This window comes from Pseudomonas bijieensis, assembly GCF_013347965.1.
Taxonomy (GTDB): Bacteria; Pseudomonadota; Gammaproteobacteria; order Pseudomonadales; family Pseudomonadaceae; genus Aquipseudomonas; species Aquipseudomonas bijieensis.
The window spans coordinates 1,140,761-1,157,885 of sequence record NZ_CP048810.1 but is presented as its reverse complement, the minus strand read 5'-3'; the positions used below and the strand labels follow the sequence as shown (position 1 = coordinate 1,157,885).

Here is a 17,125-nt window from a genome sequence, read left to right as displayed (position 1 = left end):
CTCAGTACCCGCCTTTTTTACCGATCCCGGCGTAGACGAATTCGTAATGCAGTTCGCAGCGGTCGAACCAGGGTGCCACACCGGTTTCCTTGTCGGTATGACGACCGAGGGAGCCGTGGCCGCCAGGTGGCAGGACGGTGAAGGTCAGTTGATATTTGCCAGGGCCGAGCAGTTTGACGTTGTCGCCATAGTGCGGCCCGTCGTTGGCGACCATGGCGTGGAAGTCACCCTTGAGCTCGGTGTCGTTGCCTTGTTTCTTCAGTTGGAACGACACATTGAGATAGGGCACGAAACTGCCTTCCTGGAAGCCCTGCTTGTTGTCCGCCGTGGCGCGGATGTCGGCTTCCAGGTGCACGTCGGAATCGGCCGTGGCCCGCATCATCCCGGCCGGTGCCATTTCAATCGGCTGCAGATACACCGCACCGACCTCCAGCCCCGGGCACATTTGCGGTTCGCCGATGGGGTATTCCTTGGCCTGGGCCAGCGGTGCGAGAAACAGCAGGGCGAGAGACAGCGGAGCAAGGGTACGCATGGTGACTTCCTGGACGACGTTAGAGATGGCCGAGTCTAGGAAGCTTTGCTGCGAATAATAATGATTCTTGTCAATTTTCAGCGCGAATTTTTGATCGGCGAACGTCGGTTCGCTGCCGTGCGGCTGTTCTTGATCGGGATCAAGGGAGGCAGGGCCCCGACGCGCTAGGGTGCGGGTATACCCATCGGTCACAAGGGGTCGTCATGGCAAAGCCTTTTCCCATCAGTCCCAAACATCCCGAGCGCATTTGCTGGGGCTGTGATCGTTACTGTCCGACCAGTGCGCTGGCCTGTGGCAACGGTGCCGATCGCACGATGCACCCGGCCGAGATGATCGGGGAGGACTGGTACCTGCATGGGGATTGGGGGCTGGAGCTGGTGGACATTACCGCCAAGGTCATTGACCCAAGCGCAACCCACCTGAAGGAATGAAATAAAGCTGTGGCGAGGGGACTTTCCCGCTCGGTTGCGCAGCGACCGCAACATCCTGGGGCTGCTGCGCAGCCCAACGGGGATAAATCCCCTCGCCACAATGAAAACCAACAGACCTTGATAACGGTCCCGTGCTGGGCCGATCAGAGCTTCGGCAACTGCCCGATCCGTCCCATCATCTCAGTCACGATCTGCAAGTCCAACAGGAACTGCTCGACCGTCTTGAACTCGTTGTCGTTGTGGCCGGTGTACTTGACGTCGGGCATCGCCAGGCCGAACTGCACGCCGTTGGGCAAGTCGTGGACCGACGTGGCGCCAGCGGAGGTGCCGTATTTGTGTTCCATGCCGAGATTCTCAGTGGCGACGGCCAACAGGGCCTTGACCCATTCACCCTCGGGGTTGCGGTACATCGGCGCGTCAACGGAACAGTCGAAGGCCACCGCAACGTGGGACTTCTTGCTCCAGGCGGCCAGCTTGTCGGCAATTTCAGTCTTGAGGGCCTCGGGGGTCTTGCCGACTGGCACTCGCAGGTTGACCGCCAGCTTGAAGGTTTTTTCATCCATGCCAACGTAGGTCAGGGACGCGGTCAGCGGGCCCATGAAGGCATCGGAAAAGCCAATCCCCAGTTTGCTACCCAGGTAGTCCAGGCCCCAGTTGTCGGCGGCGTAGCGAGCGGCGTCGGTGATGTGGTTGTGCTTGAGTGCGACCTTGCCGTCGAGGCTGTTGATGAAGTCCAGCATCCTCGCCACCGGGTTGACGCCGGATTCGGGTTCGGAGGAGTGCGCGGAAACGCCGGTGAAGGTCAGCTTGACGTCCTTGCCGACGACCTGAGTGCTCACTTCGAAGTTGCCACCGTTACGCTTGGTATAGTCGGTCGCGGCTTTGAGCAGGCTGGCGGCCAGTTCGGCGGGCTTGTCGCTGGCGAAGGTGGCAACGGAGGTCGACGGAATCTGATTGGTCGCCAGACCGCCCGTCAGCGCGGTAATTTCTGCTCCCTTGCCCTGTGCGGCACGCCGGGTGAAGTTCGCCATGACGGTACCGTAGCCTTTCTCGGCAATGATCACGGGGTAGCCGCCATCCAGCGCCAGGTTGTAGCTGGGCGTCGGGTTGCGTTCGAAGTAATAGGGGATCGCGTCGCCAGTGGTTTCCTCGGTGGTGTCGACCAGCAGCTTGAAATTGCGCGCCAGCGGCAGTTTCTCTTCCTTGATGATTTTCATGGCGTAGAGCGCCACGACGATACCGTTCTTGTCATCCTCGGTGCCGCGGCCATACATGCGGTCGCCCACCAGGGTGACCTTGAACGGATCGAGACGGGTGCCGTCCTTGAGCACCCAGTTTTCCGGCGTCACCGGCACCACATCGGCATGGGCGTGAATGCCCACGACTTCGTCGCCGCTGCCGTCGAGGGAAATCTCATAGACGCGGTTGTCGACGTTGCGGAAGTTCAGGTTGAAAGACTCGGCCAGGCTTTTGATCTTGGCGGCGATCTTGAGGAACTCCGGGTTCTCGTGCTGGGCTACGCCGTCCTTGCGAAAGGTCGGGATGGCGACCAGTTCCTTCAGCGTCTCGGTGGCTGCGTTGCCGTACTTCACTCGGGCATAGAGGCCCAGCAGGCGATGGATTTCGTTCTGCTGTTCAGCCGAAAGGGTTTTGTTAGCGACGAAGGCATCGATGGCCGGGCCGAGGTTGGCGGTGTTGGCCAGGTCGCTCTTGGCCACGCTTGCCAGGAACTGCCGGAAATCCGTGACTGAGGTGTCAGAGAAGGTTTTGACGATGGCCGCGCTTTGTTGGGCGGTGATGTTGGCGAAGGCCGGCGTGGTCATCGATGCGAGGCTGGACAGCATCAGGGTGGCCATGGCCAGGTGTTTGAGCGAGAAGTCCATTGCTGGGCATTCCTTTGCAGGCTGTAGGGGTTAAGTGTCTGATTTGTGACACAAACATTTACAACCTAACAGGCGAGTGCGGGGTAGGGGAGTCTTGCGGGGGAATCTGTCGCACAGTGAGGCAAAAACGGCGCAGAAATGAAAAACAGTGTGGGAGAGCTGGCACCCATCTGGTCTGAGTTGAATGTTGGACCTGTGGGAGCGAGCCTGCTCGCGATGACGGTGGTCCGGTCAGTCTCTCTACAAGCTGGCCCACCGCTATCGCGAGCAGGCTCGCTCCCACAAGGGATCTGTTCATAAGTGTAGTGAACACCCTCAGCCCAATGTGGGAGCAAGCTCCCACATTGCTCATGCTTAATGCGGTGCGCGGGGGATCGTCTTGAGCAGGTCTTCAGGGCTGATGTAGCCGACCACGGGCTGCGCCGTGCTACCGGGCAATGGCAGGTCAAGGATGTGCCCCTTGATCTTGCCGACCACGTGCATTTCGCAGGGTTTGCAGTCGAACTTCAGCGTCAGCACTTCATCACCGTGGATCAGTTGCATTGGCGCGACCTTGGTGCGCACGCCGGTGACGCCCTTGGCCTGCTTGGGGCAGAGGTTGAACGAGAAGCGCAGGCAGTGCTTGGTGATCATCACCGGCACTTCACCGGTCTCTTCATGGGCCTCGAACGCGGCGTCGATCAACTTGACCCCGTGGCGGTGATAGAAATCCCGGGCCTTCTGGTTGTAGACGTTGGCCAGGAACGACAGGTGCGACTCCGGGTACACCGGCGGCGGGCTGGTCTCGGCCTTGCGGCCACCGCGTGGGTGGGCCTCGATGCGGGCGGCGGTGAGGGCTTCGATGGCTTCACGGCGCAACGCCTTGAGCTGCGAGTTGGGGATGAAGAACGCCTGGGGCGCATCCAGCTCGATTGCGGTGGCGTGGTACTCGGTGGTGCCCAGCTGACCAAGCAGGTCATGCAATTGTTCCAGGGCTTGTTCCGGCTTGTTGGCCAGGCCGAACGGCCCGTCCAGGGTGACGCTGGCGCTGATGCCTTCCTCGCTGGTAGCGGTCAGTTCCAGGCGCGCTTCACTCAGGCGCGCAACCCAGGCCAGGCCGACCCGGCGCTCGGAGGAGGTCTTGAGCAAGGCTTGCTGCCAGTTGTGATCCAGGTTGCGGCTCAACGGATGGTTGGGGCGCAACTGGTACATGCCCGCCGGCATCTCGTTGGGTTCGACGCGGTAGCGGTAACGCTTCTGGCCGTCCTCTTCGAATTCACCCTTGGGCTCGGCGATGTTGGCGCGGAAACCGACGACTTCGCGCTTGACCAGCACGTTGAGCCCATCGCCGTTGGACAGCGGATCGAAGGTCACCACTTGCAGGTCGCGCTTGCCGACTTTCTCCACCACGCCCACCGGCACGCCAGTGAACGTTGGCGAATCGAAGGCGCCGATGTCGATCTTGCGCTCGCTGACGAAATAGTCGGTGCTGCCACGGTGGAAGGTCTTGTCCGGATCGGGGACGAAGAAGTGCGCGGTACGGCCGCTGGAGGCGCGGGCCAGGTCCGGGCGGTCTTCGAGGACATCGTCCAGGCGCTGGCGGTAATAGGCGGTGATGTTCTTCACATAGCCCATGTCCTTGTAGCGCCCTTCGATCTTGAACGAACGCACGCCGGCTTCGACCAGGGCGCGGATATTGGCGCTCTGGTTGTTGTCTTTCATCGACAGCAGGTGTTTTTCATAGGCGACCACGCGACCCTGGTCATCCTTGAGGGTGTAGGGCAGGCGACAGGCCTGGGAGCAGTCGCCACGGTTGGCGCTGCGGCCGTTCTGGGCGTGGGAGATGTTGCATTGGCCGGAAAAGGCCACGCACAGCGCACCGTGGATGAAAAACTCGATGGCCGCTTCGGTTTCGTCGGCGATGGCACGGATTTCCTGCAGGTTCAGCTCACGGGCCAGGACCAGTTGCGAGAAACCGGCCTGGTCGAGAAACTTTGCCCGAGCCAGGGTGCGGATGTCGGTCTGGGTGCTGGCGTGCAGCTCGATGGGCGGGATATCCAGCTCCATCACCCCCAGGTCCTGGACGATCAGTGCGTCGACGCCGGCGTCGTACAGTTGGTGGATCAGCTGGCGGGCCGGCTCCAGTTCATTGTCGTGCAGGATGGTATTGATCGTGGTGAACACCCGGGCGTGGTAGCGATGGGCGAACTCCACCAGCCGGGCGATATCGCCCACCTCGTTGCAGGCGTTATGACGCGCGCCGAAACTCGGGCCACCGATGTACACGGCGTCGGCGCCATGCAGGATGGCCTCGCGGGCGATGGTCACGTCGCGGGCGGGGCTGAGCAATTCCAGATGATGTTTGGGCAAGGACATGTATTTTTTATCAGGCTGGTCACGGACGAAGCGAGCATTGTAGCCGCCAGGCGCCTGGTCGGCACCTGTGGCCTTGGGTTTGCACGATCCTGACCGATGCGCGGCGCTCCCGCGAGGCTCACTCCGGCGTCGAGCCGGCGCTGCACCAGCGGTTTCGCCCGGTGTTCTTGGCCAGGTACAAGAAGGCGTCGGCAGCCTTGATCAGCATGGCCGGGGTGACGTCCTCGCCGCTCGGCTGGCTGGTGGTGACGCCCGCGCTGACAGTCACCAGGCCCAACGGATGATCGCCGTGTTCAATGTTCAAGGCCCTGACGGCTTTGAGGATTTGCTGGGCGACCTTGGCGGCACCGGCGCTGTCGGTGTTTGGCAGCAACACGGTGAACTCTTCACCGCCATAGCGGACCGCCAGGTCGGCCGGCCTTTTGATGGTCTGCCCGATCGCGGCGGCAATCGCCCGCAGGCAATCATCGCCGGCGGCATGGCCGTACCGGTCGTTGAAACGCTTGAAGTAATCGACGTCGAGCATGATCAGGGCCAGGGACGAACCCTGGCGCCTGGCCAGGCGCAGTTCATCGGCCAGGGCGATGTCCAGCCGCCTGCGGTTGCCCAGCCCGGTCAGGCTGTCGGTCAGCGCCATGTCGCGCATGGCCTGGTGGGCGCTGCGAATCTGCTTCTCCATGGTCATGCGGTAGCGCAGTTGGCTCAATACGATGAGCCCGAAGCCCACCAGTACCGCGATCAGGAAAATCAGCACCAGACCGGTCTTGAGCAAGTCGCGGCGCCAGGGCGCGATGATCGATTCGCGGGACAAGCCGGCTTCCACCACCAGCGGATAGGTGGTCAAGGCGCGATAGCCATACAGCCGCTCGGTATCGTCGACGACGGCCCTGGCCTCCGCGACGCCCTGATTCGACGTGGGCAAGTAGTTCCTGAAGATCACGCTATTGACCAGGCTCTTGCCAATCACCGAGGCGACGAAAGGACGGCGCACCAGAATCGTTCCGCTGCGTGTCGCCAGGACCAGCGCCCCTTTGTCATCGATCTTGAAGTCACCGTAGTAATCGACGAAATAGCTGACCTTGACCGTTCCGAGCAGCACACCGGCGAATGAGCCGTCGGGATTGTTCAAGCGCCGGGAGACAGGGATGATCAGGTCGTTGGTGGATCGGCTCTTGATCACTGTGCCGATGCGCACGCTTCGGTCCTCGTGAGTACGGTGATACTGGAAGTAGTCGCGGTCGGCATTGTTCGCCGGCTCCGGAATGTTTTCCTTGTCCGTTACCAGCCACTGACCGTCCGGGCCATAGATAAACAACCCGTGCAGTTGCGGCATGATCGCGGCCTGCTGCACCAATAGCTTATGGATGCGCGGCACGTCCAGGTTCTGCAGGCCGTCGCCCTCCACGCGTTCGGCGAGGGCAGCGGTGACCACATCCACTTGTCGAATGGTATCTTCGGCGTGCTGGGCCGTCGCCCGTGCCAGGTTCGTCACCGAATCCCGGGCAGACGCAAAAGCGGCGCGGTAGTCGCGCCAGGTCCGCCAGCCTTCGACGGCCAGGAAGGCGATGATGACTACCAGCATGAAGCTCACGGTCAGGCGCAATGCCGCTCCGGCCCGGACTGCTTGGGGGGAAAAGGCTTCATCAGAGCTTTCGATCTTTGGCTCTGGCCGTTTGCGTCCGAGCATCAACATTTCCTTTTACGACGGGTCTGCGCACTATTGATGCGAAGCCTATCTTATTCGATTTCAGCACGTTAGCTAGCTGCGACGAGGCAGGTATAACCGGCGACACACGATTGGGGAGAAAGGTTTCATGAAAGTTGGCGTCATTTCCGATACCCACGGCCTGCTGCGCCCCGAAGCGCTTGCCGCGCTGCAAGGCTGTGAGCGGATCATTCATGCCGGCGATATCGGCAGCCCGGAAATCCTCGACGCCCTGGCTGCCATCGGCGAGCTGCACGTGGTGCGCGGAAACAACGACCTGGAGGCCGAGTGGGCAGGGCACCTTGCCGATTGCCTGCAATTCGACCTGGGGGGGTGGCAGGTCCTATTGGTCCATGACCTCGCGGATGTGCCGGCAGCACTCGACCCGGGCGTGAGGCTGGTGATCACCGGCCATTCCCATAAACCGCTGATCGAATGGCGTGGCGAGCGGCTTTATCTCAACCCTGGCAGCGCCGGCCGGCGGCGGTTCAAGTTACCGGTGACGCTGGCGCTGCTTGAGGTGAGTGAACAGGCGATCGAGCCGCGGCTGGTCGGGTTGTTGGAATGAACCCGTCTACCTGAAGTACTTGTCGATGTAGGCCTGGATTTCCTTGCGCATGAAGCGCCCGGAGTCATCCGCCCGTTCTTCCCAGCCGAACACGCAGGCGGTGACGATACCGTCGAAGCCGGTCTTGGCCAGTTCGCTGAAGAACAGGTCCCAGTCGATCTCGCCCTGGTGCATGTCCATGTGTTGGTGGACGGTGACTTTGGCGCCAGGTGGGTTGACGATGTAGCGCAGGCCGGAGGAGGCCTTGTGGTTGTAGGTATCGGCGATGTGGACATGGGCGATCATCGACCCGGCCTCGGCGATCATGGCCTTCATGTCATCGCCGAAGTAGAAGGTGTGCGGCGTGCAGTAAAGGAACTTGACGTTGTCCGAGCCGATGGTCTTGAGCATGTCGAGGGCCGGGTGCAGGGTTTCGCACCAGTCTTCCGGATGCGGTTCGACGTTCAGCGTGACGCCCTCGCTTTCCAGGATCGGCACCAGTTCCTCCATCGAGCGCCACCAGGCCGCTTCGCTGGACTCATGGCTGTGCACGCCACCGCAGCAGCTGACTTTATGCCCGCGATCCGGTGAAGGCCCGCGACCGAACTCTGAATTCATGGTCGTGCAGCCCATCTCCACGGCGACCTGGATGGCTTCCTTCCAGTAATTCACCGCTGCCCGGCGTTCGTCTTCATGGGGGCTGGCCCAACGATACATCGGTAACAGCGAGGCCAGTTGCAGGTTATGGTCGCGCAGGGCTTTCTTGAACTCGGCGATGCGCTCCTTGTGGGCGCGGGGGCGTACCCACCAGGGCAGGAAGTCTTCCCGTGGTGACAGCTCCAGGTATTCGTAGCCGAGCTCGGCGGTCTTGCGGCACAGGTCCGGCAGGCTCAGGTGGCGGTGCATGTAGGGGTCGAGGGCGATTTTCATTGTTGTTCTCCTTAGGAAACGCTCATTACCGTGGCGAGGGAGCTTTCTGTGGCGAGGGGATTTATCCCCGCTGGACCGCGAAACGGTCCCATATGGATCTGCTACTGCGGTGTATCAGAATGGAATGTCGGGGGCCGCTTCGCGCCCCAGCGGGGATAAATCCCCTCGCCACAGGGGTCAATAGGCGACCCAGGTTGAATCCCGGTTGGCTGATTCAACGCAGCGTTCGACCCAGCGTACGCCTTCCACGCCGGCGTTGATGTCGGGGTAGCGCAGGGCGGCCAGCGTCGTGCTGTCGCCACGGTTGGCCGCATCCATGGCCAAGGCGAAGCGGCGATAGAGATTGGACCAGGCTTCGAACAACCCTTCGGGGTGGCCGCCACCGATGCGGTCGTCCTGCAGCGCGTCGGGGTGCAGGTAGCCCATGCCGCGTTCCAGGATCTGCACGGGTTGGCCCTGGATCTCGAAGCTCAGTTGGTTGGGCCGTTCGTCCCACCATTCAAGGCTGGCACGGGAGCCGATCACGCGGATTTTCTGCCCATGCATGGAACCGGCATTCACCGCGCTGGACCAGACCATGCCCATGGCGCCGCCTTCGTATTCCATCAAGGTGTAGGCGTTGTCCTCCAACGGGGCGCGGCTGGCGACGAAGCTTTGCCGGCTGCACATCAAGCGTTTGATCTTGAGGTCGGGCAGCATCACTTTGGCCAGGTACAACGGGTGGGTGCCGACATCCCCCAGCACGTAGCTGGGCCCGGCCTGGCGCGGGTCGACGCGCCACTGGGTGGCCTGGTTCTGCGCCTCCACCGGCGCACTGTGAAAACCATGGGCAAACTGCATGTGCACCATGCGGATCTCGCCCAATGCCTGCGCCGCGATCATCTCCCGGGCCTGTTCGATCAACTGGTGCCCGGCGTAGCCGTAGGTCAAGCCAACGATGCGCCCCTTGGATTGCGCCAGGGTGCGCAGTGCCTCGGCCTGTTCGAGGGTAAAGCACAGCGGCTTTTCGCAGACCACATGCAGCCCGGCTTCCAGAGCGGCGCGGGTGATGGCGTAGTGGGTGCCGTTGGGCGTGGCGATCGACACCGCCTCGATCCCATCGGGACGTTGTGCCTCCAGCTCGAACAGGCTGAGGTAGTCCGGATAGCAGCGCGCAGGGTCGATACCCAGTTGCTCGCCAAAGGCCTGGCCGCGGGCGGGATCGATATCCAGCGCCGCGGCGAGCAATTCGAAGTTCCGGTCGCGCAGGGCGGCCGAGCGGTGGATGTAGCCGATCTGGCTGTGTTCACCGCCACCGACCATGGCCCAGCGGATGGGACGCGTAAGGGTTTTGCTGCCGTTGATCATGGGGTTTGTCCTTGTGCTGATCAGAAACCGATTCGGGCCAGGTAGGCGCGGCTGGCCGCTACGTCGTCCAGGCTGGTCCCGGCGTTGCGCGGGTCGCGTTCCTGTTCGACGGTGATGCAGCCCTGGTAACCCAATTCATGCACGAGGCTGTGCAGCGCTGGGTAGTCGATGACACCACGCCCGATGGGGCACATCACGCCCCGGGCGCAAGCGGCGAAGAAACGGATGTGTTCGTTCAGCACCTGGTCGAAAACCACCGGGTCGATGTCCTTGAAGTGCAGGTAGTCCAGGCGATGGGCGTAGGTGCGCAACGAGGCGACCGGGTCCATGCCGGCGTAGTAGAGGTGCCCGGTGTCCAGGCACAGCCCGGCGACTTCATCGGGAATCTCGTCCATCAGGCGCGCCAATTCATCGGCGAACTCGATGTAGCCACCGGCGTGAGGATGGATGACGGCGCGGATGCCGTAGGTGTGCCAGGCGAGGTCGGCGATGGCGCGGATGTGCGTCATCATTGCGTTCCAGCGTGCATCGTCCAGGCGCGGGGCGCGGTCGGAGTGGCCGGCTGCGTAGTCACGTTCCTCGTGGCCCCAGTCGATGATCACCAGATAGGGCCCGGCATGACGCTGCCCGGCTTGCCGTTCCATGGGCGGCAGTTGTTTGAGCAGCGTGCAGATGTCGTGGGTCTGGCGCAGCAGTTCAGGCAGGTTGGCGGGGCTTACCAGGTCGTCGAAGATCGTCCCGGCGACCACATGCAGATCAAGTTCGGACAAGGCTGGGCTGACGGTTCCGACGTCTAGCGGCAGGTAACCGTACGGCCCCAGCTCGATGCCGCGGTAGCCGGCCTCGGCCGCTTCGCCAAGCACTCGGCGCCACGGCGGCAGGAAAGGGTTCTTGACGTCGTCGACGCCCCAGCAGCAAGGCGCGGTGCAAATGTGGATCGTCATGGGGCACTCCGGCTGTGTTTGTTTTTATGTGCTTGGCCTGATGCTATTGGGTTGCCGCAGAGGGGGCCATGGGGTGATGGCTTAATCTGTCAAAACCCCTCATGATGCCTCGAAGAGGTGTCAAGACATGTCAGAAAAACCACGTCGTAAACTGCGTCCCACGATGGCCGATGTCGCTCGAGAAGCCGGAGTCAGCCTGTCCACCGTCGACCGGGTGCTGAACCTGCGTGCCGACGTGCGCGCCGACACCGCCCAGCGCATCGCTGCGGCGGCCGCGCGGTTGGGGTTCCATGCCAAGGGCGTTATCGAGCAGCGGGTGCTCAACGACCGCCCGACCTTGCGGCTTGGCTTCCTGTTGCAGAAAAGCGGCGTGCCTTTTTACCAGGGGCTTGCCCACGCCTTGTCGAACGCCGCCGCGACCTGCACCCGCGCGCGGATTCGCGTGGTCATCGGTTATCTGGACGATCTCGACCCGGTCACGGTGGCGCAACGCATCCTGGCCTTGCGCGATCAGGTGGACGGCCTGGGCGTGGTGGCGGTGGATCATCCCCGGGTCCGGGAGGCGGTTGCGCAATTGCGCGAGACCGGTGTTGCGGTGGTGGCGCTGCTGTCGGAGCTGTCCAGCGCCGCCGGTACCGGTTACGCAGGCCTGGACAATCGCCTGACCGGGCGCACGGCGGGCTGGTTCGTCAGTCGCCTTGCCGGCCAACCTGGGCCGGTGGCCGTCATGCTCAGCAGCCAGCGTTTCCAGTGCCAGGAGTTGTGTGAGTTGAGCTTTCGCAGTTATCTGGCGGATCACTCCAGTGAATGGGAACTGCTCGCCTCGCGCCTGACGCTGGAGGACGATGAATTCGCCTATGGCAACACGTTGGACTTGCTCACGGCGGAACCTGATCTTGTCGGGCTTTACGTGGCCGGAGGCGGCATTGCGGGGGTGTTGCGGGCATTGCGGGGCTTCAAGGAGCAACAGCTTCGCTTGCCCATCGTGGTGTGTCATGACCTGACGCCTCTGACGCGTGACGCGTTGAAGGCGGGGCTGGTTCAGGCCGTGCTGTCGCATCCGGTCGTGGCGCTGGCGGAGCAGGCCGTCGACGCCCTGGTCGAGGCCGCGACAGCCTCGCCACCCGGACCGGCGCCGAAGCGGGTGGTGCCGCTGCAGATCGATGTGTCTGAGAGCATCTGACCCCGCCAGGGGGTGCCCATGCAAAAGCGTGTGGGAGCGAGCCTGCTCGCGATGGCGGCCTGACAGCCGGCCTGGCTCTTGCGGAGGTACACCCATCAGATTTGTTTGAGCAGGAGCTGTGGGAGCAAAGCTTGCTCGCGATGGCGCGGGGGCAGTCGGTATGGAGGGTGACTGACACATCGCTTTCGCGAGCAGGCTCGCTCCCACAGGTCTCGGGCGTTAAGCCCGCTGGCCTGCTTAGGCTTTAGTCAGGGTTGGATAATCGGTATAACCACGTTCGTCGCCCTGGTAGAACGTCGACGCGTCAGGGGTGTTCAGCGCTTGGCCCCGTTTGAAACGTTCCACCAGGTCCGGGTTCGCCAGAAACGGCGTGCCGAACGCTACCAGGTCTGCTTCACCACGGCTGATGGCCGCGGCTGCACGTTCGGTGCTGTAGCCGCCGTTGGCAATGTAGGGCCCGCCGAAGCGGCGCTTGAGTTCCAGGAAGTCGAACGGGCCTTCGCCCAGTTCCACGATGTGCAGGTAAGCCAGGCCATAACGGCTGAGCATCCTGGCGGCGTATTCAAAAGTCGCCTGTGGGTTGCTGTCGCTCATTGAGAAGTAACTGAAGATCGGCGACAGGCGAACGCCGACTCGGCTGGCACCGAAGACTTCGATCACCGACTCGACCACTTCCTTGAGCAAACGCGCGCGGTTTTCGATCGAGCCGCCGTAGGCATCGGTACGTTGGTTGGTGCCGTCGCGCAGGAACTGGTCGATCAGGTAGCCATTGGCGCCATGAATCTCCACGCCGTCGAACCCGGCCAGTTTCGCGTTGGCCGCAGCCTGGCGAAAGTCGGCGACCACGCCTGGCATTTCATCGAGCTCCAATGCCCGTGGCAGTTCGTAGGGCTTGAGGCCTTCGGGCGTGTAGATCTCGCCATCGGCCTTGATCGCCGAAGGGGCCACGGGCTGGGCGCCGTTGACCTGCACCAGCGGATGAGAAAGACGGCCTACGTGCCAGAGCTGCAGGAAGATCTGACCGCCCTGGGCATGCACTGCGTCGGTCACTTGTTTCCAGCCAGCGATTTGTTCGCGGGTGAAGATCCCTGGCGTACGCAGGTAACCCTTGCCCTGGGCCGACACCTGGGAGCCTTCGCTGATGATCAGGCCGGCGCTGGCGCGTTGGCTGTAGTACTCGGCCATCAGGGGCGTGGCTGCATCGCCTGCTCCTGCGCGGCTGCGGGTCATCGGCGCCATGACCATGCGGTTTTTCAGCGACAGCTTGCCGACTTGAGTACGGGACAACAGAAGATCGAGACCGATGTCAGTCATGATTCACCTCTAAGGGAGCGGGTATGAACAGGGATTGAGTCGAGGGGCGGTCAGGCCAACCGACCCTCTTGTTGCAACTGGGCGCCGATGCGCTGGATTTCTTTCTCACCCTTTTCCAGGGCGGCCTGGCTGGTGTGCACGGAGTAATAGCCCATCACCAGGTCGTGGGGATGCTTGACTGCCGAGCCCAGCACGAAGGACGTCGCGCCCCGGGCAACGATGTCGATGGCCGCGACGGACTCTTCGAATACCACCATTTCTCCGGTATTGACGTTGCCGCCAGCGTCGAGGCTGCCGCCGTTGACCGCCAGCCAGGCGACGGTATGCCCGGCCGGTGGCGTGTAGCGCCAGCGCTCGTTGTCCTGCAACTGCACGGCGAGGTAATTCATGTCCGCCGGGGAGGAGACGCGGCTGCGGGCTGCGCCGTAGTGGCCGAGCAATACCCACGCCGGTCCTTCCCGGGGGATCTCGGCGGGCGCCAGGTAGAGGCTGTGGGCCGGCGCATTTTCTTCTGCCGCCGGCAGCGCCACCCAGAGTTGGAAACCTTGGATCGGCGTGCCATCGACCGGCCGGGCGGTGTGCCATACGCCGTTGCCGGCTTGCATCCACTCCATGCCGCCGCTAGGCAGCGTGCCGGACTGGCCCGTGGTGTCTTCGTAGATCACCTGGCCTTCGATCATGTAGGTCAGCGTGGCGATCCCGGAATGAGGGTGCATGCCGAACCCCCTCTGCATGGCGCCGGCCTTGAACCCGAAGAGATCGAGAAATACGAAGGGCTTGCAGAGTTGGCCCAGGTCGCCGGGGCTCATGAGCCGGGTGATCGGCCCGTGGCTGCTGCCGGTGGTGCGATGGACGATGGCGCGCGGTGGTGCGGCGACGATGCTGTTCATGGGGGCCTCCAAGTCATGGGCGTTGAGCCTCGATGGGAGAAGGATAAGTGCCTGGCAATGGATTGATTAGTCGATACAATCGGATTGAACTCATCCATTAAACGAAGGAATGTCGACGCCATGCTCGATCTCAACGATGTCGCACTGTTTGTCCAAGTGGTCCGCAGTGGCAGCTTCGCCGAGGCGGCCAGGCGCTTGGGCATGCCTGCCAACACCGTCAGTCGCCGGGTCCAACAGTTGGAGGCGCAGTTGGAGTCGCGACTTCTGCAGCGCTCGACCCGCAAACTCACGTTGACCCAGGTAGGCCAGGGGTTTTATGAGCGCTGCGTGGAGGCGGTGGATGGTCTGATGGAGGCAGGGCAGGAACTGATGATGGGCAGCGAAGAGCCCAGCGGCCTGGTGCGCATCGCGGCGCCGGCGGATTTTTTCGATTTTTTCCCGATGGAATGGGTGGCCGACTTTTTAGCCGCGCACCCGCGTGTGCAACTCGATTTCGTGCTCAGCGATGCCCGTGTCGACCTGATTGCCGACCGCATCGACGTGGCCTTTCGCGGCGGTCCGTTGCAGGACTCGGGGTATGTCGGTCGCCAACTGCTCCAGAACGACGGTGACGGCATGGTTGCCAGCCCCGCGTACATTGCCGCACGCGGCGCACCGCTTGCGCTGCAGGACCTGGCTCACCACGACGGCGTGAGTTTCGCCCACCCCAGCGGCTTGACCGACTGGCGACTCGTCGGCCCGGACGGCATCGAGGAGCACGTGCAGATCGCCAGCCGCTTCCACGCCAACACCGCCCAAGCGTTGCGCAGGGCGACCGTCGCCGGCCTGGGCATCGCCGTGCTGCCGGGGGCACTGAGCGCCCTCGACCTGGAAGCCGGCAGGTTGGTGCGCGTGTTGCCGCAGTACCAACGCAGTGGCTTCGGCTTGAATGTGCTGTATCCGAGCCGACGGCAGTTGCCGCTGGCGGTTTCGGCGTTCATCGGGTTGGTGATGCAGAAGCTGGAACTCAAGGCGTTTCCGGCACTGATGCAGTGAATTGGCCAATGCGATCTGCGCAGCCCAGCGGGAGCAAGCTCCCTCGCCACGGGAGCGATGTGCTCCAAGTCTAATAAGATGTGCTTTGTTGCCGTGATCATCACGCTCGGGCAATAGCCCATTTTTTTCCTTCCTAGCAACGACAAAAACCCTCGTTTCGCAAATCCGCGCCTGCCAACACAATCGCCTCGACACCTCATTTCGATAGTCGCAATCGCAGAACAAAAAATCAGAACCCGAGGCGGCGCCATGCCGGCCTGAACCAACCCTCTGCCGGAAGTGCACAGACATGCCCGTTGAAACCTTACGCATCGATACGCTTGTTATAGGCGCCGGCCAGGCCGGCGTGGCCATGAGTGAACACTTGAGCAGACAAGGTGTGCCTCACCTGGTCGTGGAGCGCAATCGGATTGCCGAGGCCTGGCGCACGGCGCGTTGGGATTCGCTGGTGGCCAACGGCCCGGCCTGGCATGACCGTTTTCCTGGCTTGGAATTCGAGGGACTCGACCCCGATGCTTTCGCCGCCAAGGATCAAGTGGCCGATTACTTCGAAGCCTATGCGCGCAAGTTCAATGCACCGATCCGTACCGGCGTGGAGGTCAGGAAAGTCGAGCGCAATGTCGGCCGCCCGGGGTTCACCATTGAAACGTCCGAGGGCCTGATCGAGGCCATCCATGTGGTCGTTGCCACCGGGCCATTCCAGCGACCGGTGATTCCGCCCATCGCACCTGAGATGGCGACGGTCACCCAGATTCACTCCGCGCAATATCGCAATCCGCAGCAGTTGCCCAAGGGGGCGGTGCTGGTGGTGGGTGCCGGGTCGTCGGGGGTGCAGATCGCCGATGAACTGCAGCGCGCCGGCAAGCAGGTCTATCTTTCGGTGGGCGCCCATGATCGTCCGCCACGGGCCTATCGCAACCGCGATTTCTGCTGGTGGCTGGGGGTGCTGGGCGAGTGGGACGCCGAGGCGGTCCAGCCAGGCAAGGAACACGTCACCATCGCGGTGAGCGGTGCCCGTGGCGGCCATACCGTGGATTTCCGCCGGTTGGCCCACGAGGGCATCACCCTGGTGGGGCTGACGAAATCGTTCAACGGCAGCGTGGTGACCTTTGAATCGAATCTTGCCGAAAACATTGCCCGCGGCGACGAAAACTACCTGGCGCTGCTGGATGCTGCCGATGCCTACATCGCCCGCAATGGCCTGGATCTGCCCCTTGAACCTGAAGCCCGCAACCTGCCGCCCGACCCGCAGTGCCTGACCCAGCCGATCCTGGCGTTGGACCTGGTCGCCGCCGGTGTGACCAGCGTTATCTGGGCCACCGGCTACTCGGTGGATTACAGCTGGTTGAAGGTCGACGCCCTCGGCGCCAACGGCAAGCCTCGGCATCAGCGCGGCGTTTCCAGCGAGCCGGGCCTGTACTTCGTCGGCTTGCCGTGGTTGTCACGTCGGGGCTCGGCGTTCATCTGGGGCGTCTGGCATGACGCCCGGCATATTGCCGACCACATCGTGAAGCAACGCATTTACCTCGCTTATCAAGATGCTGCCCAGCGCCAGGCCTCGGCGCTCGACAGCGATTCACACCGTTCGAAAACCAGTCTCTCGGGAGTCCGCTGATGCCTACTCACACACGTATTCGCATGTTCAACACCAAGGACACCTACCCGAACCAGACGCTGGACAACGACCTGTGCCAGGCCGTGCGCGCCGGCAACACCGTTTATGTGCGCGGCCAGGTCGGCACGGACTTCAACGGCCAACTGGTGGGGCTTGGCGATCCACGCGCCCAGGCCGAGCAAGCCATGCGCAACGTCAAGCAGTTGCTGGAAGAAGCCGGCAGCGACTTGAGCCATATCGTCAAGACCACGACTTACCTGATCGACCCGCGTTACCGCGAGCCGGTGTACCAGGAGGTCGGCAAGTGGCTCAAGGGTGTGTTTCCGATCTCCACCGGGTTGGTGGTCAGTGCCCTGGGCCAGCCGCAGTGGCTGATGGAAATCGACGTGATCGCGGTGATCCCTGAATAAAGGA

General features: G+C 62.7%; 15 protein-coding genes. 6 read left to right on the top strand and 9 right to left on the bottom strand.

The genetic code is table 11. From position 1 onward, the window contains the following. Position 1: 1 nt before the first annotated feature. Entirely contained in the window at positions 2-532 is a 531-nt protein-coding gene (locus GN234_RS04790) for an iron transporter (RefSeq protein ID WP_109756115.1), read from the bottom strand. 203 nt (positions 533-735) lie between these two features. On the opposite strand from GN234_RS04790, the gene GN234_RS04785 reads away from it, so the two are divergent. Next, the gene (locus GN234_RS04785; protein ID WP_028237016.1) at positions 736-963 is read left to right on the top strand and encodes a DUF3079 domain-containing protein; all 228 of its coding nucleotides are present in this window, start codon (positions 736-738) and stop codon (positions 961-963) included. 143 nt (positions 964-1,106) lie between these two features. Here the strand turns inward: GN234_RS04785 and GN234_RS04780 are convergent, their stop codons facing one another. The 3 genes from GN234_RS04780 to GN234_RS04770 form a co-directional block, all read right to left on the bottom strand. Continuing rightward, entirely contained in the window at positions 1,107-2,846 is a 1,740-nt protein-coding gene (locus tag GN234_RS04780; RefSeq protein WP_176687973.1) for a dipeptidase, read from the bottom strand. Between the two features lie 354 nt (positions 2,847-3,200). After that, positions 3,201-5,201 carry a peptidase U32 family protein gene (locus GN234_RS04775; protein ID WP_163853843.1) on the bottom strand — a complete coding sequence of 667 codons (2,001 nt, stop codon included), beginning with the start codon at positions 5,199-5,201 and terminating at the stop codon, positions 3,201-3,203. A 118-nt stretch (positions 5,202-5,319) separates the two neighbouring features. After that, positions 5,320-6,888 carry a sensor domain-containing diguanylate cyclase gene (locus GN234_RS04770; RefSeq protein WP_176687972.1) on the bottom strand — a complete coding sequence of 523 codons (1,569 nt, stop codon included), beginning with the start codon at positions 6,886-6,888 and terminating at the stop codon, positions 5,320-5,322. 127 nt (positions 6,889-7,015) lie between these two features. Between GN234_RS04770 and GN234_RS04765 the strand changes: the two genes are divergently transcribed. After that, positions 7,016-7,474: a metallophosphoesterase family protein gene (locus GN234_RS04765; RefSeq protein ID WP_109756110.1), complete on the top strand. Its 459-nt coding sequence runs from the start codon at positions 7,016-7,018 to the stop codon at positions 7,472-7,474. 6 nt (positions 7,475-7,480) lie between these two features. Here GN234_RS04765 and GN234_RS04760 read toward each other — a convergent pair whose 3' ends face one another. The 3 genes from GN234_RS04760 to GN234_RS04750 all read right to left on the bottom strand — a co-directional run bounded on the left by GN234_RS04760 (position 7,481) and on the right by GN234_RS04750 (position 10,674). Beyond that, positions 7,481-8,383 carry a sugar phosphate isomerase/epimerase family protein gene (locus GN234_RS04760; protein ID WP_116832281.1) on the bottom strand — a complete coding sequence of 301 codons (903 nt, stop codon included), beginning with the start codon at positions 8,381-8,383 and terminating at the stop codon, positions 7,481-7,483. A gap of 177 nt (positions 8,384-8,560) precedes the next feature. After that, positions 8,561-9,730 carry a Gfo/Idh/MocA family protein gene (locus GN234_RS04755; RefSeq protein WP_176687971.1) on the bottom strand — a complete coding sequence of 390 codons (1,170 nt, stop codon included), beginning with the start codon at positions 9,728-9,730 and terminating at the stop codon, positions 8,561-8,563. A gap of 20 nt (positions 9,731-9,750) precedes the next feature. Further along, on the bottom strand, positions 9,751-10,674 hold the full coding sequence (locus GN234_RS04750) for a TIM barrel protein (protein WP_176687970.1): 924 nt from the start codon (positions 10,672-10,674) through the stop codon (positions 9,751-9,753). 127 nt (positions 10,675-10,801) lie between these two features. Between GN234_RS04750 and GN234_RS04745 the strand changes: the two genes are divergently transcribed. Beyond that, a complete protein-coding gene (locus GN234_RS04745) occupies positions 10,802-11,857 on the top strand; it encodes a LacI family DNA-binding transcriptional regulator (RefSeq protein ID WP_176687969.1) in 1,056 nt (351 codons plus the stop codon). A 237-nt stretch (positions 11,858-12,094) separates the two neighbouring features. Here the strand turns inward: GN234_RS04745 and GN234_RS04740 are convergent, their stop codons facing one another. Together GN234_RS04740 and GN234_RS04735 are read right to left on the bottom strand one after the other, a co-directional pair. Then, positions 12,095-13,171 (bottom strand): alkene reductase, encoded by a 1,077-nt coding sequence (locus GN234_RS04740; protein WP_176687968.1) that lies wholly within the window; start codon positions 13,169-13,171, stop codon positions 12,095-12,097. A gap of 50 nt (positions 13,172-13,221) precedes the next feature. After that, positions 13,222-14,061, bottom strand: coding sequence for a pirin family protein (locus GN234_RS04735; RefSeq protein ID WP_176687967.1), 840 nt, complete (start codon positions 14,059-14,061; stop codon positions 13,222-13,224). Between the two features lie 120 nt (positions 14,062-14,181). Between GN234_RS04735 and GN234_RS04730 the strand changes: the two genes are divergently transcribed. The 3 genes from GN234_RS04730 to GN234_RS04720 all read left to right on the top strand — a co-directional run bounded on the left by GN234_RS04730 (position 14,182) and on the right by GN234_RS04720 (position 17,121). Further along, entirely contained in the window at positions 14,182-15,096 is a 915-nt protein-coding gene (locus GN234_RS04730; RefSeq protein ID WP_109756103.1) for a LysR family transcriptional regulator, read from the top strand. A 289-nt stretch (positions 15,097-15,385) separates the two neighbouring features. After that, a complete protein-coding gene (locus tag GN234_RS04725) occupies positions 15,386-16,711 on the top strand; it encodes a flavin-containing monooxygenase (protein WP_116832288.1) in 1,326 nt (441 codons plus the stop codon). Then, a complete protein-coding gene (locus tag GN234_RS04720) occupies positions 16,711-17,121 on the top strand; it encodes a RidA family protein (protein WP_003201555.1) in 411 nt (136 codons plus the stop codon). The genes GN234_RS04725 and GN234_RS04720 overlap by 1 nt, the downstream gene beginning before the upstream one ends. The last annotated feature ends 4 nt before the right edge of the window (positions 17,122-17,125 follow it).